The 14,764-nt window shown below is 65.9% G+C and carries 17 protein-coding genes; 15 read left to right on the top strand and 2 right to left on the bottom strand.

The genetic code is table 11. The features are described 5' to 3' along the window. The first annotated feature begins 40 nt into the window (after positions 1-40). The 6 genes from AC56KW_RS07265 (at position 41) to AC56KW_RS07240 (ending at position 4,901) form a co-directional block, all read left to right on the top strand. Positions 41-1,543, top strand: coding sequence for a PhoX family protein (locus AC56KW_RS07265; RefSeq protein ID WP_497170066.1), 1,503 nt, complete (start codon positions 41-43; stop codon positions 1,541-1,543). 30 nt (positions 1,544-1,573) lie between these two features. Continuing rightward, positions 1,574-2,146 (top strand): PEP-CTERM sorting domain-containing protein, encoded by a 573-nt coding sequence (locus AC56KW_RS07260; protein WP_497170065.1) that lies wholly within the window; start codon positions 1,574-1,576, stop codon positions 2,144-2,146. Positions 2,147-2,360: 214 nt separating this feature from the next. Continuing rightward, positions 2,361-2,678 carry a prolyl oligopeptidase family serine peptidase gene (locus AC56KW_RS07255; RefSeq protein ID WP_497170064.1) on the top strand — a complete coding sequence of 106 codons (318 nt, stop codon included), beginning with the start codon at positions 2,361-2,363 and terminating at the stop codon, positions 2,676-2,678. Further along, positions 2,675-2,830, top strand: coding sequence for a hypothetical protein (locus tag AC56KW_RS07250; protein WP_497170063.1), 156 nt, complete (start codon positions 2,675-2,677; stop codon positions 2,828-2,830). Before AC56KW_RS07255 ends, AC56KW_RS07250 begins: the two co-directional genes overlap by 4 nt. Next, complete coding sequence (locus tag AC56KW_RS07245; RefSeq protein ID WP_497170062.1) at positions 2,827-3,039, top strand: prolyl oligopeptidase family serine peptidase; 213 nt, start codon at positions 2,827-2,829, stop codon at positions 3,037-3,039. The genes AC56KW_RS07250 and AC56KW_RS07245 overlap by 4 nt, the downstream gene beginning before the upstream one ends. A 137-nt stretch (positions 3,040-3,176) precedes the next feature. Then, the gene (locus AC56KW_RS07240; RefSeq protein WP_497170061.1) at positions 3,177-4,901 is read left to right on the top strand and encodes a mechanosensitive ion channel family protein; all 1,725 of its coding nucleotides are present in this window, start codon (positions 3,177-3,179) and stop codon (positions 4,899-4,901) included. Here the strand turns inward: AC56KW_RS07240 and AC56KW_RS07235 are convergent. Beyond that, entirely contained in the window at positions 4,879-5,826 is a 948-nt protein-coding gene (locus AC56KW_RS07235; protein ID WP_497170060.1) for a hydrogen peroxide-inducible genes activator, read from the bottom strand. The two genes, AC56KW_RS07240 and AC56KW_RS07235, sit on opposite strands and share 23 nt — an antisense overlap. 154 nt (positions 5,827-5,980) lie before the next feature. On the opposite strand from AC56KW_RS07235, the gene AC56KW_RS07230 reads away from it, so the two are divergent. Both AC56KW_RS07230 and rfaE2 read left to right on the top strand, forming a co-directional pair. Beyond that, on the top strand, positions 5,981-7,165 hold the full coding sequence (locus tag AC56KW_RS07230) for a PilT/PilU family type 4a pilus ATPase (RefSeq protein ID WP_497170059.1): 1,185 nt from the start codon (positions 5,981-5,983) through the stop codon (positions 7,163-7,165). A gap of 17 nt (positions 7,166-7,182) precedes the next feature. Beyond that, entirely contained in the window at positions 7,183-7,656 is a 474-nt protein-coding gene (gene rfaE2, locus AC56KW_RS07225; protein ID WP_497170058.1) for a D-glycero-beta-D-manno-heptose 1-phosphate adenylyltransferase, read from the top strand. A gap of 26 nt (positions 7,657-7,682) precedes the next feature. Here the strand turns inward: rfaE2 and AC56KW_RS07220 are convergent, their stop codons facing one another. After that, positions 7,683-8,597, bottom strand: a complete 915-nt coding sequence (locus AC56KW_RS07220; protein ID WP_497170057.1) for a LysR family transcriptional regulator — start codon at positions 8,595-8,597, stop codon at positions 7,683-7,685. 97 nt (positions 8,598-8,694) lie between these two features. Here AC56KW_RS07220 and AC56KW_RS07215 point away from each other — a divergent pair, with 97 nt between their 5' ends. Genes AC56KW_RS07215 through AC56KW_RS07185 form a run of 7 tightly spaced genes read left to right on the top strand, consistent with a single transcriptional unit; the run spans position 8,695 to position 14,764 of the window. Continuing rightward, entirely contained in the window at positions 8,695-9,804 is a 1,110-nt protein-coding gene (locus tag AC56KW_RS07215) for a muconate/chloromuconate family cycloisomerase (protein WP_497170056.1), read from the top strand. A gap of 14 nt (positions 9,805-9,818) precedes the next feature. After that, positions 9,819-10,109 (top strand): muconolactone Delta-isomerase, encoded by a 291-nt coding sequence (gene catC, locus AC56KW_RS07210; protein ID WP_497170055.1) that lies wholly within the window; start codon positions 9,819-9,821, stop codon positions 10,107-10,109. Between the two features lie 28 nt (positions 10,110-10,137). Continuing rightward, positions 10,138-11,058, top strand: coding sequence for a catechol 1,2-dioxygenase (gene catA, locus AC56KW_RS07205; RefSeq protein WP_497170054.1), 921 nt, complete (start codon positions 10,138-10,140; stop codon positions 11,056-11,058). A gap of 10 nt (positions 11,059-11,068) precedes the next feature. Then, positions 11,069-12,439 carry a benzoate 1,2-dioxygenase large subunit gene (benA, locus tag AC56KW_RS07200; RefSeq protein WP_497170053.1) on the top strand — a complete coding sequence of 457 codons (1,371 nt, stop codon included), beginning with the start codon at positions 11,069-11,071 and terminating at the stop codon, positions 12,437-12,439. Beyond that, complete coding sequence (benB, locus tag AC56KW_RS07195) at positions 12,436-12,927, top strand: benzoate 1,2-dioxygenase small subunit (protein WP_497170052.1); 492 nt, start codon at positions 12,436-12,438, stop codon at positions 12,925-12,927. Before benA ends, benB begins: the two co-directional genes overlap by 4 nt. 27 nt (positions 12,928-12,954) lie before the next feature. Then, the gene (gene benC, locus AC56KW_RS07190) at positions 12,955-13,974 is read left to right on the top strand and encodes a benzoate 1,2-dioxygenase electron transfer component BenC (RefSeq protein WP_497170051.1); all 1,020 of its coding nucleotides are present in this window, start codon (positions 12,955-12,957) and stop codon (positions 13,972-13,974) included. 4 nt (positions 13,975-13,978) lie between these two features. Beyond that, the gene (locus tag AC56KW_RS07185; protein ID WP_497170050.1) at positions 13,979-14,764 is read left to right on the top strand and encodes a 1,6-dihydroxycyclohexa-2,4-diene-1-carboxylate dehydrogenase; all 786 of its coding nucleotides are present in this window, start codon (positions 13,979-13,981) and stop codon (positions 14,762-14,764) included.

Below are 14,764 nucleotides of genomic sequence, written 5' to 3'. Positions count from 1 at the left end.
CGGACCAACGGCTCGATCCTACTCTTTGGAGAAACCCAGCATGAACGAACATGAACTGTCGCCATCACGGCGCAACTTGCTCAAGGGCATCGCCGGCGCTTCCGCGCTGCCTTTCGTCGGCGCCTTCGCCGCACTGCACGCCCGTGAAGCGCTGGCCGCCAGCGGCAGCACCGCCCTGGTCGACAGCCCCTATGGCCCGATCGCGCCGGTCAACGACCTGACAACCGGCCTGCCGCTGCTGCAACTGCCGCCGGGCTTCAGCTACAAGAGCTATGGCTGGCGCGGCGACACGATGACCGACGGCCGTCCCTGCCCGGGCGGCCACGACGGCATGGGCGTGATCGTTACACGCAAGGTCGGCCGCAGCACCGAACAGGTGTTGGTGCGCAATCATGAAATCAGCGGCAGTACCCCTGACAATTTTATCAACGCCTATGGCCTCTACGACACTGGCAATGTGAGCGCCAGCTCGGGCAACCGTTCCTGCGGCGGCACCACCAACCTGGTGTTCCGCGACGGTAACTGGATCAGCATGACCCCGAGCCTGGGCGGCACCCAGCAGAATTGCGCCGGCGGCATCACGCCGTGGGGCACCTGGTTGACCTGCGAAGAGATCGGGTCGGATTCGATCAGCGCCGGCAACAAGAAGCACGGCTACGTGTTCGAAGTGACGGCCGATCCGCTGCAGGTCACGGGCCAGCCGATCGTCAACATGGGCCGCTTCGCGCACGAAGCCGCCGCCGTCGATCCGGGCAATAGCAATGTCTACCTGACCGAGGATTCATCGGGCAAGTCGGGCTTCTACCGTTATATCCCCGACGTCAAGACCGGCGCTCCCGGTTCGCTGGCCATGGGCGGCGTGCTCGAGATGGCCAAGGTCAAGGGCCAGAACAACGTCAACCTGGCCGTGGCCTCGGTCGATGATGTGTATGAACTGGAATGGGTGTCGATCGCCAGTCCGGACGCCAACCGCGGCAGCGGCGTCGGCCTGAACGGCCAGACGATCACCAGCGCCGCCGGGCCGTTCGTGCAAGGCTGGATGAAGGGTGCGCTGCGCATGAACCGCGGCGAAGGCATCTGGTACGCGCAGGGCAAGATGTACGTGATGGATACCTCGGGCGGCCCGGTCAGCCGCGGCGCCATCTGGGAACTCGACCTGGCGCGCCAGACCTTGACATGCATCTACTCGAGCCCGAGCCAGCTGGTTGGCAACATGGGCGACAACCTGACCGTCAGCCCGCGCAATGCGATCCTGATCTGCGAGGATGCGTCGAGCGCCATTACCGACCACTTCGGTTTCGGCCAGCGCCTGATGGGCCTGACCGGCGCCGGCGACGCCTACATCTTTGCCAAGAACAACATCAACCTCACGGCCGCGCAACTGCAGGGCGCGGGCAAGCTGGCCTCGCTCGCCGGTGACCGGCGCGGCAACGAATTCGCCGGCGCCTGCTTCGACCCGACCGGCCGCCACCTGTTCGTGAACATCCAGACCCCGGGCGTGACGTTTGCGATCACGGGTCCGTGGGCCAAGGGCCCGCTGTAACCGCCTCTTTTCTCTATAAGGAATCCGACCATGAGCATGAACAAATTCATCGCCGCCGCCGCTTTCGCCGTGAGCGCGCTGGCCTTCTCGACCTCTGCCAGCGCCGTCGTCCTGACCGGCAGCAGCGGCGCCAACGTCGTGGACGATTACAGCGTCGACGGCCTCGTCTCGTTCGACCTGGACCTGCGCGACTTCAGCACCACCACGCTGAACTTCGTGCTGGAAGAAGCCGACCTGGCGGGCCCCTTGCGCTTCAACGCCATCGTCCGCAACCTGGTGGGCCTGTCGATGCATGAGCTCAGCCTTGGCTTGCAGGGCATCAGCTACGCCACGGCCGGCAGCGTGAACGCGTTCTCGGGCGCCCAGGCCAGCTATTCGAGCCATCACGCCGTCATCAAGTTCGCCAACGGCGAAACGACCGACATCCTGTTCGGCAATCCGACCATGGTGGACGGCCGCAGCGACTGGCTGCTCGACACCAGCGGCCTGTCGGCGGGCGACAGCTTCTCGATCGTGGCGCAGGTGCCCGAGCCGTCGACCGTGGCCATGGTGCTGCCGCTGCTGGCCGGCCTGCTGCTGGCGCGTCGCCGCAAGCGAGACTGAGGGCCTTCGTATTCACGGGCTTCAGTGCGCCGACCACCATCCATCGCCACGACGTGGCCGCGACACGGCGGCCGTGTGGGCGGCGCCGAACGTGGATGCCGACCTCGAACGCATTGCGCTCGAGCAGCGCGTCCATGCGTCGCGCGACGGGTCCAGGGTGCCGATATTCTGATCCGGCGCAGCAACGTGGGCGGCCCCGCGCCGACCCTGTCGCATGGCGACGGCGGTCTCGGCATCGGCATGCTGTCGTTCTACGAACCGAACCTGCTGGCCTGGATCAAGCAGGGCGGGGGCATCGCCAATATCCGCGGCGGCGGCGAGGACGGCAAGGCCGGTACGAAGCGGGCGTCTCGACAACGAGCAGACCCGCTACGACGATTTCATCGCCGCCGCAGCATACCTGCATGCCGAGCGCATCGTGACGCGGGACGGCCTGGCCGTGCACGGCGAATCCAATGGCGGCCTGCTGGTAGGGTCGTCGTCAGCCAGAGGCCCGACCTGTTCGCGGCGGCCTTGCCCGGCGTCGGCGTGATGGACATGCTGTGGTTTAACCGCTTCACGGGTGGCTCCATGTGGCTGGGGGAATTTGGCGATGCGGCCGACGAGGCGCGCTTCGGCCGGCTGCTCGCCTATCCGCCCTGCCACAACGTGGCCGCTGCAAGGCTTATCCGGCCATCCAGGTGACGACGGCCGACACCGACGACCGCGTCGTGCCGGCCCACAGCTTCAAGTACACCGCGGCGTTGCAGAGCCGTGATATCGGGCCGCGCCCGCACCTGCGGCGCATCGACACCCAGGCCGGCCACGGCGCCTGCAAGCCGACGACCATGGCGATCGACGAGATGGCGGGCAAGTGGGCGTTCGCCGCCCACTGGACGGGGCTGAAGGTGTAAACAAGGCAATAGTGTGGAAGCGGGCCTGGCCAGATGCTAGACTTTGCTGAGCGGACATCAAATGTCCGTTTTCATTTTCAGCTTTGTGTTTTTGTACCGCATCAGCCAGATGCCCAGTCAGAGGAGTCGACTTGCTTATGCGCCTCAGTTGCCCAAGCCGTTTCAGTTTCTTGTTCGTGTTCCTGTTCGTGGCCGCCCTGCTTGCGCCACTGTCGCCTTCGGCCTTCGCCGCCGGCCAGGCCGAGGAGGCGCCCGCCGCCGAGGCCCCGCCACCCGATCCGCTCAAGCGCGAGACACCGCGCTCGATGGTCTCGGCCCTGATCGCGGCCCTGGCCGAACCCGACTACGATCGCGCCGCCCAGTACTTCGATACGCCGGCCGGGACCAACCGCCAGCGCACCAACGCCGTCAACCAGGCCCGCAATTTCCACGCACTGCTGGACGAGGGCGGCAAGCTGGCCTCGTTCGTCGAGCTGTCGAACGACGCGGGGGGCAAGTTCGACGACGACTTGCCGCCCGAGCAGGAACACGTCGGCGAAGTCACCATCGACAACAAGAAGGTGCCCATCCTGCTCACGCGCGGCAAGGAAGGCGACCACGAAGTCTGGCGCATCTCGCGCGAGACCGTCGACGTGGTCGCGCAGGCGGCGCGGCGCGCGCCCGTGGCGCACCAGCCGCAGCAGGATGAATACGTCATCGCCGGCGCGCCGCTGAAGGACTGGGCGATGCTGATCGGGCTGGGCGTCCTGATCTTCGGCGGCCTGTGGACGGTGGCGGCGCTGATCGTCGCCGCCATGCGCAGGCTGGTGCCGGATGCGGCGGCCAACGGCTTCGTGCGCTTCATGGAGGCGGCGCTGCCGCCGGCCAGCCTCCTGATCGCGGTGGGCCTGTTCTACAACTGGGCCGAAGAACTGCCGGTGTCGATCGTGGCGCGCCAGACCCTGCTGCGCTATACCGGCATCGTCTCGGTCATCGCCCTGGTGTGGTTCGGCCTGCGGCTGGTCGACGCGTTGTCCGAACTGGCCACCGCACGCATGCAACGCAGCCAGCGGCGCCAGGTCGTCGCCGTCATCACGCTGGCGCGGCGCGCCGCCAAGGTCCTGCTGCTGGTGTTCTCGGGCATCGCGATCCTCGGCACCTTCGGCATCGACGTCACGACCGGGATCGCGGCCCTCGGTATCGGCGGTATCGCGCTGGCGCTGGGCGCCCAGAAGACCGTGGAAAACCTGGTCGGCAGCGTGACCGTGATCGCCGACAAGCCGCTGCAGGTGGGCGACTTCATCAAGGTCGGCGACGTGGTCGGCACGGTGGAAGACGTCGGCATCCGCTCGACCCGCATCCGCACCGGCGAGCGCACCATCGTCACCATCCCCAACGGCGACCTGTCGGCGCGCCAGATCGAGAATTTCGCGGCGCGCGACCGCTTCCTGTTCAATCCGTCCATCGTGGTGGAGCCGGGCACCTCCTCGGCCAAGCTCAAGGAGGCGATCTCGATCGTCCAGCAGGCGCTGACCGAAGAAAAGAACATGGCCGAAGGTCACCGCGCCAGGTTGGGCGGCATCAGCGAGCGGGGCTTCAGCATCGACGTCTGGTCATACATCAACGTGAGCGAATTCGACACCCAGGTCATCATTCGCGAAAGCCTGCTGCTGAGCATCTACGAGCGGCTCGAAGCGGCCGGCGTCAGCCTCGCGTTCCCGACCCGAAAAATCCTGTTCTCGCCCGAGCAGCTGGCCGCGGCGAGGGAACAGCTGGCCGGCCCGGCTGGGCAGGCCGAGACCGACGCCGACGCCGACGCCGACGCCGAGACCGATGCGGGACTGGTGACGCTGGATAAAGCTATGCCGCCGCCTCGAGCATGACCATCTCCACGCCCGGCAGCCGGCATTCGCCCACCGCCCGCACCACCGCATCGATCGCGGCGCGGCGGGTGAAGCTCTTGCGCCAGGCGATTACCACGCGACGCGAAGGCGCCGGCGGCAGGAAGGGCACATAGGTCAGCAGGCCGTTCGGATCGTGCAGGTCGGCCACCGAGGCGCGTGGCAGCACGGTCAGGCCGATGCCGCTGGCGACCATGTGGCGGATCGTCTCGAGCGACGACCCTTCGAAGGTGCGCTGCATGCCGTTGCCCGCCGCCGGCGCCGAGAAGCGCGCCATTTCCGGACACACTTCGAGCACCTGGTCGCGGAAACAGTGGCCGGCGCCGAGCAGCAGCATGGTTTCGCTTTTCAGGTCCTCGGCCGAGATTTCCTTGCGGCCGGCCCACGGATGGTGGCGCGGCATGGCGACAATGAACGGTTCGTCGTACAGCGGCTGCACCGACATGCCGTGGTCGGGCAGCGGCAGCGCCATGATGGCCGCGTCCAGTTCACCCTGGCGCAGCAGCTCCAGCAGCTTGTGCGTGTAGTTCTCCTGCAGCACCAGCGGCATCTGCGGCACGGTGTCGATCAGGTTCTTCACCAGCGGCGGCAGCAGGTAGGGCCCGATGGTGTAGATCACGCCCAGGCGCAGCGGGCCGGCCAGCGGGTCCTTGTTCTGCTTGGCCAGCTCCTTGATGGCGGCGGTCTGCTCCAGCACCCGTTCGGCCTGGGCCACGATCTGGGCGCCCAGCGGCGTGACGGAAACTTCGGAGCCGCCACGCTCGAACAGGGTCACGCCCAGTTCGTCCTCGAGCTTCTTGATGGCAACGGACAGGGTGGGCTGGGCCACGAAGCAAGCCTCGGCGGCATGGCCGAAGTGTTTGGCGCGCGCAACGGCGACAATGTATTTCAGCTCGGTCAGTGTCATGTGATTTGTCTCGGATCCTCACGCAGCGGTCGCCGTCAGGACGGCGAACCGGGGCGGCAGACCCGTTTTTGGCCATGAAATAATAGTTTAGCGAGAATCATAGTCGATATAATTGCCTTGCAGGCTACAAGCCTGCAATTTTTGAAAGGCCTGCATGTCCTCGACGTTCGGCCCGGCGGAAGCCCAGGCCTATATTCACAAGCTGCTGACGGTGATGCACCATCAGGGCGGTTCCGACCTCTTCATCTCGGCTGACTTTCCTCCAAGCATTAAGCACCAGGGGGCGATGAAGGCGCTCAGCCAGCAACGCCTGTCGGGCGAAGTCACGCGCGCACTGGCCCTGTCGATCATGAACGAGCGCCAGCGCGCCGAGTTCGAGACCGAGATGGAGTGCAATTTCGCGATCTCGCTGCCGGGCGTCTGCCGTTTCCGCGTCAATGTCTATGTGCAGCAGCAGAGCGTCGGCATGGTGGTGCGCACGATCGCCTCCGAGATCCCCAATTTCGAGAAGCTCGACCTGCCCGAGGTGCTGAAGGACGTCGTGATGACCAAGCGCGGCCTGGTGCTGGTCGTGGGCGGCACCGGGTCCGGCAAGTCGACCACGCTGGCGGCGATGATCGACTACCGCAACAGCAATTCGGCCGGCCACATCATCACCGTGGAAGACCCGGTCGAGTACGTCCACAAGAACAAGAACTGCCTGGTGACGCATCGCGAAGTCGGGGTCGATACGCTGTCCTGGCACCACGCACTGAAGAACACGCTGCGCCAGGCGCCGGATGTGATCCTGATCGGCGAGATCCGCGATACCGAGACCATGGAGCACGCGATCGCCTTCGCCGAGACCGGCCACCTGTGCCTGGGCACGCTGCACGCGAACAACGCCAACCAGACGATGGACCGGATCATCAACTTCTTCCCGGAAGAGCGGCGCAACCAGTTGCTGATGGATTTGTCGTCGAACCTGCGCGCCATCGTCTCGCAGCGCCTGGTGCGTACCGAGGATGGCAAGGGCCGCAAGGCGGCCATCGAGATCCTGCTGAACACGCCGACCATCGGCGAGATGATCCTCAAGGGGAACTTCCAGAACATCAAGGAGATCATGCACAAGTCGCGCGAGCTCGGCATGTGCACCTTCGACCAGGCCTTGTTCGAGCTGTACAACAAGGGCCTGATCAGCTACGACGAGGCGATCCGCAATGCCGACTCGGCCAACGGCCTGCGCCTGCAGATCAAGCTGTCGGGCGAGCGCCGCGCGCCGGACGCGGTTGCCGCGCGGCCGGCCGAGCTGTCGATGGCGATCGAGGAAGAACCCGACGAAGAACCTCCGAAACACTGACTCTGCTTTAACTACTTATGCCTGCATTCGAAAACAAGATCTGCACGCGCGCCGACCTGGCTGCGCGCATCAAAGCATTGCCGAAACCGGTCGTGCTGACCAATGGCGTGTTCGACATCCTGCACCGCGGCCACGTGACTTACCTGGCGCAGGCGCGCGAACTGGGGGCGTCGCTCGTGGTGGCGGCCAATACCGACGCCTCGGTCAAGCGCCTGGGCAAGGGCGACGACCGCCCCCACAATACGCTGGCCGACCGGATGGCGGTGCTGGCGGCGCTGGAATCGGTGAACCTGGTGGTCGAGTTCGACGAGGATACGGCGCTGGAAGTGGTGCAGGAGGGGCGGCCCGACATCTACGCCAAGGGCGGCGATTACGTGATGAGCCAGATCCCCGAAGGCCAGGCCGTGCTGGCCTATGGCGGCCGGGCGGTGGCGATCGACTTCGAGCATGACCGGTCGACGACCAAGCTGGTGGCGCGGATTCGCGGCTGAGGCGATTGCTCACGCACTGCCAGGCATCACAGCAGGTGCCTGGTATGGGCAATCCCCATCTCGTCATAGATCTCGTAGATCACCTCCAGCATATTCGTCAGCTCCGGCGAGCGGTCCATCTGGCGCACGCTGAACATGATCGGCGACACGGCGCCCGGCTCGTCGAGCGACTTGTACACCACGTCGGTCCTGATCATGCCCTGCAGGCTCTTGGGCACGATCGCCACGCCCTGGCCGGCGCCCACCAGGCCGATCGCGATCTGCAACTCCCTCACCTCGATGACTGTTTGCGGCAGCAGCATGCGCTCGCGGAAGATCGCCAGCACCTGGTCGGCATAGCTCGGGCGCGGCTGCTTCGGATACACGAGCAGGGCTTCCTGGCTGACGTCCGACAACTTGACCGGCCCGTCGCCATGCGACAAGCGATGGCCGACGGGTAGCGCCACGATCAGCGGTTCCTCGCGCAACAGGATGCGCCGGATGGCGTGGTCCTCGGTCCTGAGGCGGCCGAAACCGACATCGATCCGCCCATCTTTCAGCGCCTGGATCTGCTCGATCGTGGCCAGCTCATGGAAGCTGATGTCCAGCGTCTGGTAGCGGGCGCGGAACCGGCGCACGATTTCCGGCAACAGGCCATAAAGTGTCGAGGCGACGAAACCGATCGCGAACTTGCGGTCGATCTTGCCGACGCGCTGCGTCATGGCCTTCAGGTTCGCCGTCTGCTCCAGCAATTCCTGCGCATGCGCATGGAAGAACCTGCCCGCCTCGGTCAGGCGCACCGGACGCGACCCCTTTTCGATCAGCACCACGCCGAGTTCTTCTTCCAGCTGCTGGATCTGCCGGCTCAAGGGCGGCTGCGCGATGTTCAGGCGCTCGGCGGCGCGGGTGAAATTCCGTTCGTCGGCCACGGCGACGAAGTAGCGCAGATGACGCAATTCCATGATACCTCCAGGGTATGAAAACAATACTAAAACGGTGTTGGACCACCATGTTTTATAAGGATATCGTATTCGCACATACCCAATATATGGATTGAGCATGATCCGCGACATCGAAACAAGCCTGGTCGACGTTCCCACCATCCGCCCCCACAAGCTCTCGGTGGCGACCATGCATACCCAGACACTGGTGCTGGTCCGCATTCGCTGCGACGACGGCATCGAGGGCTGGGGCGAGGCCACCACCATCGGTGGCCTCAACTACGGCGAGGAAAGCCCGGACAGCATCAAGGTGAACATCGACCGCCACATCGCGCCGCTGCTCGAGGGCATGGACGCCAGCAGCCCGGCGCGCGCCATGGCGCTGCTGCGCAAGACCATCCAGGGCAACCGCTTCGCCAAGTGCGCGATCGAGACCGCGCTGCTGGACGCGCAGGGCCAACGCCTGGGCGTTGCGCTGAGCGAGCTGCTCGGCGGCCGGGTGCGCGACGCGCTGCCGGTGGCCTGGACCCTGGCCAGCGGCGACACCGCCAAGGACATCGCCGAGGCCGAGCACATGCTCGACATCCGGCGCCACCGCATCTTCAAGCTCAAGATCGGCGCGCGTACGATCAAGGAAGACGTGGAGCACGTGCTGGCGATCAAGCGCGCGCTGGGCGAGCGCGCCAGCGTGCGGGTCGACGTCAACCAGGCCTGGTCCGAACTGGAGGCGGTGCGCGGCATCGCCGCGCTCGAGGCCGGCGGGATCGACCTGGTCGAACAGCCGGTGCGCGCCGACAACCGCGCCGCGCTGCGCCGCCTGGCGGCCCGCTTCGACGTGGCGGTGATGGCCGACGAGGCCCTGCATGGGCCGGTGGACGCCTTCGACATCGCCCGCACCGACGGCGCCGACGTGTATGCGGTCAAGATCGCCCAGAGCGGCGGCCTGTTCCCCGCCCAGCAGGTCGCCAGCGTAGCCCAGCTGGCCGGCATCGGCCTGTATGGCGGCACCATGCTCGAAGGCGGCGTCGGCACCGCCGCCACCGCCCACCTGTGCTCGACCTGGACCGACCTGTCCTGGGACACCGAATTGTTCGGCCCCTTGCTGCTGACCGAGGAGCTGCTGCAGGAGCCGCTGCGCTACCAGGACTTCACGTTGCAGGTGCCGACCGGGCCCGGCCTGGGCGTGCGGATCGATACCGAAAAACTGCACCACCTGCGCCGCAAGTAACCGAGGAGATTCCCATGCTGTTCCACGTCACCATGGAAGTGAAGCTTCCCACCACGATGCCGTCCGCCGAAGCGGACCAACTGAAGGCCGACGAGAAGGCCCTGGCCAGCCGCCTGCAAGAGCAGGGCAAGTGGCGCCACCTGTGGCGCGTGGCCGGCCAGTACGCCAACGTCAGCATCTTCGACGTGGCCGACAACGACGAGCTGCACGCGCTGCTGATGTCGCTGCCGCTGTTCCCCTATATGCACATCGCCGTGACGCCGCTGTGCCGCCACCCATCCTCGATCCGCGCCGACGACCGTTGAGCGCCACCCAAACCACAAGGAGACAAGCATGACGCACCAAGACATCGACCGACTCGTGAAAAGCTGGATCGTCGACTCGGCCACCCGCCCGGCCAATCCCCGCGTGCAGGAAATCGTCCTGCGCCTGGTCGGCGACCTGTGCAAGGCGATGGAAGACCTGGACATCCAGCCGAGCGAATTCTGGACCGGCCTGGAATACCTGACCGCGGCCGGCAAGGCCAACGAACTGGGCCTGCTCACACCGGGCCTGGGCCTGGAACGCTTCATGGACATCCGCGCCGACGAGGCCGAAGCGCGCGCCGGCATCGAAGGCGGCACCCCGCGCACCATCGAGGGCCCGCTGTACGTGGCCGGCGCGCCCGAGAGCACGGGCTTTGCCCGCCTCGACGACGGCACCGAGAGCGAGGAAGCCGAAGTCGTCTTCATGCAGGGCACGGTGTTCGACGCGCAGGGCAAGCCGCTGGCGGGCGCGAAAGTCGAAGTCTGGCACGCCAACCTGCTGGGCAACTACTCGTTCTTCGACGCCAGCCAGTCGCATTTCAACCTGCGCCGCACCATCATCACCGACGCCGCCGGTCGCTACCAGTTCCGCACCATCATGCCGAAGGGCTATGGCTGTCCACCAGGCGGCAGTACCCAGAAACTGCTCGATTTGCTGGGCCGCCACGGCCAGCGTCCGGCCCACATCCACTTCTTCGTCAGCGCCGATGGCCAGCGCAAGCTGACCACCCAGATCAATATCGATGGCGACGAATACCTGTGGGACGATTTCGCCTTCGCCAGCCGCGAAGGGCTGGTGCCGCCGATCGTCCGTGTCGACGCCGCCGCGGCGCTGGCCGCCAAGGGCCTGGACAAGCCGTATGCCTCGATCGATTTCGACTTCCACCTGCACCAGGACATCGCCGCGGCGCCGAGCTGCGACGTCGAACGCCTGCGCGCCGCCGCCTGAGGAGGCCATCATGATTCCTATCCATCCCGTGCCGAACCGGAGCGCCGCCGACCTGGCCGCGCTGCTGGTCGAAGACCATGCGAGCGGCGACCATCGCCTGCACCGCAGCGCCTTCACCGACCCGGAGCTGTTCGAACTCGAGATGAAGCACATCTTCGAGGGCAACTGGATCTATCTGGCCCACGAGAGCCAGATCCCGAACAACAACGACTACTACACGACCCATATGGGACGCCAGCCGGTGTTCATCGCACGCAACCGCCAGGGCGAGCTGAATGCCTTCATCAATGCCTGCAGCCACCGTGGCGCGCAGCTGTGCCGCCACAAGCGCGGCAACAAGGCGACCTATACCTGCCCGTTCCACGGCTGGACCTTCAATAACAGCGGCAAGCTGCTGAAGGTGAAGGACCCGGAAGACGCCGGCTATCCGGAGTGCTTCAACAAGGAAGGCTCGCACGACCTGAAAAAGGTGGCGCGCTTCGCCAACTACCGTGGCTTCCTGTTCGGCAGCCTGAATCCGGACGTGCTGCCGCTCGAGCAATTCCTGGGCGAGGCCGGCAAGATCATCGACATGATCGTCGATCAGTCGCCGGACGGCCTGGAAGTGCTGCGTGGTTCGTCCACCTATACCTTCGCCGGCAACTGGAAGCTGCAGGCCGAGAACGGGGCCGACGGCTACCACGTGTCGGCCGTCCACTGGAATTATGCGGCCACTACCGGCCGCCGCAAGGAACAGGAAGCCCAGCGCGAGGACAAGATCCGCGCGATGGACGCCGGCAAGTGGGGCCGCCAGGGCGGCGGTTTCTACTCGTTCGAGCACGGCCACCTGCTGCTGTGGACCCAGTGGGCCAATCCGGAGGATCGCCCCAACTACCCGCGCCATGCCGACTACACGGAAAAATTCGGCAAGCCGGTCGCCGACTGGATGGTGGGCCGCTCGCGCAACCTGTGCCTGTACCCGAACGTCTACCTGATGGACCAGTTCGGGTCGCAGATCCGCCTGTTGCGGCCGATCTCGGTCGACCAGACCGAGGTCACGATCTACTGCATCGCCCCCAAGGGCGAACCGGACGAGGCGCGCGCGCGCCGCATCCGGCAGTACGAGGATTTCTTCAATGTCAGCGGCATGGCCACGCCCGACGACCTGGAAGAATTCCGCGCCTGCCAGCAGGGCTATGCGGGCAGCGCGATGGCCTGGAACGATATGTGCCGCGGCGCCACCCACTGGATCCAGGGACCCGACGAGGCGGCCAGGGAAATCGGCCTGGCGCCGGTCTTGAGCGGCAAGCGCACCGAGGACGAAGGGTTGTATACGGTCCAGCACCGCTACTGGCTCGACGTGATGCAGAAAGCCCTGGGCGGCAAGGGAGAAGCGGCATGAGCGCGATCGCCATGGCGGACATCGCCGCCTTTTTGTACCGCGAAGCGCGCCTGCTCGACGATGAGGAATGGGACGCATGGCTCGCCTGCTACGACCCCGAGGCGCAGTTCTGGATGCCGGCCTGGGACGACGACGACACGCTGGTCACCGATCCGCAGCGCGAGATCTCGCTGATCTTCTATCCGAACCGCGCCGGCCTGGAAGACCGCGTATTCCGGATCAAGACCGAGCGCTCCAGCGCGACCATGCCGGACACGCGCACCAGTCACAACATCGCGAACATCGAGCTCGAACGGCAGGAAGGAAGCCGGGTCACGGTGCGCTTCAACTGGCACACGCTGAGCCACCGCTACAAGACCGACTTCAGCTTCTTCGGCATGTCGCGCTACGTGATCGACTTCGGCGGCGAACAGCCGCGCATCCTGGACAAGTATGTCGTGCTGAAGAACGACTACATCCACCAGGTCATCGACGTGTACCACATTTAAGCGCATCAATACGCAAGGAGACAGACGATGAGCCATCACATCGCCCTGCAGTTCGAGGACGGGATCACCCGCTTCATCACGTGCAACGAGGATGAAAAGCTGGCCGACGCCGCCTACCGCCAGCGGATCAATATTCCGCTCGACTGCCGCGACGGCGCCTGCGGCACCTGCCGCGCGCACTGCGAATCGGGCCGCTACGACATGCCCGAATCGAGCTATATCGAGGATGCGCTCGAACCCGAGGATGCGGCGCGCGGCTTCGTGCTGACCTGCCAGATGAAGCCGAGTACGGACTGCGTGGTGAAGATCCTGGCAACGTCGGAAGCCTGTAAATCGGGCGCCCACAGCTACCACGGCCGGATCGCCGCGGTCGAGCAGCTGTCGGCGTCGACCATCCGCTTCGGCATCGACCTGGACGACGACGCCGCGCCGGGCTTCCTGCCGGGCCAGTACGTCAACGTGGGTATCCCCGGCACCGAACTGACCCGTTCCTATTCCTTCAGCTCGGCCCCCGGCAGCCGGCGCGCCGAATTCGTCGTGCGCAATGTGCCGGGCGGGCAGATGAGCGGCTACCTGACGGGACAGGCGCAAGCGGGGAGCCCGATGACCTTCCTCGGTCCGTTCGGCAGCTTCTACCTGCGGCCCCTGCAGCGTCCGGCCCTGTTCCTGGCCGGCGGCACCGGCATCGCGCCATTCCTGTCGATGCTGTCGGTACTGGCGGTCCAGGGCTTCGCGCAGCCGGTGCGCCTGGTGTATGCGGTGACCAACGACGCCGACCTGGTCGGCATCGAAGAACTCGACCGCATCGCCGCGGCGCACCCGCAGTTCAGCTACGTGAGCTGCGTGGCGGCGCCCGAGAGCGCGCATCCGCGCAAGGGTTATGCGACCGCCCACGTCGAGCCAAGCTGGATGAACGACGGCGAGGTCGACCTCTACCTGTGCGGCCCGCCGCCGATGGTGGACGCGGTGCGCGGCTGGCTGGACGGCGTCGGTGTCAAGCCAGCCAACTTCTATTTCGAGAAATTCTCGGCCAGCAGCGGAGCTTAATACGATGACGAACCGTGAACGTTTCAGCGAAAAGGTCATCGTGGTCACCGGCGCCGCGCAAGGCATCGGCCGCGGCGTGGCGCTGCGCGCGGCGCGCGAAGGCGCCCGTCTGGTGCTGGCCGACCGCAGCGACCTGGTCGAGCAGGTGGCGGCCGAGGCGCGCGACCTGCAGGCGCAGGTGACGGTGGCGAAGGTCGATCTCGAGACCTATGCCGGCGCGCGCCGCCTGGTCGAGGCGGCCCTGCGCGACTGCGGCAAGGTGGACATCCTGGTCAACAATGTGGGCGGCACCATCTGGGCCAAGCCCTACGAGGCGTATGACGAAGACCAGATCGAGGCGGAAATCCGCCGCTCGCTGTTTCCGACCCTGTGGTGCTGCCGCGCGGTGCTGCCGGCGATGATCGAACGCGGCAAGGGCAGTATCGTCAACGTGTCGTCGATCGCCACCCGCGGCATCTACCGGATCCCGTATTCGGCGGCCAAGGGCGGCGTCAACGCCCTGACCGCCAGCCTCGCGCTGGAACACGCGCACGACGGCATCCGGGTCAACGCGGTCGCCACCGGCGGCACCGAGGCGCCGCCGCGCGCCATCCCGCGCAATCCGACGCCGCTCAGCGAACAGGAACAGCTGTGGTACCAGGGCATCGTCGACCAGACGCTGGCGTCGAGTCCGATGCACCGCTATGGCACGATCGACGAACAGGTCGCGGCCATCCTGTTCCTGGCCTCCAACGAGGCATCCTACATCACCGGCAGCGTGCTGCCGGTCGGTGGCGGCGACCAGGGATAA

This window comes from Telluria sp. RT2P19, from assembly GCF_059685725.1.
This window is presented reverse-complemented; position numbering and strand designations above follow the sequence as displayed.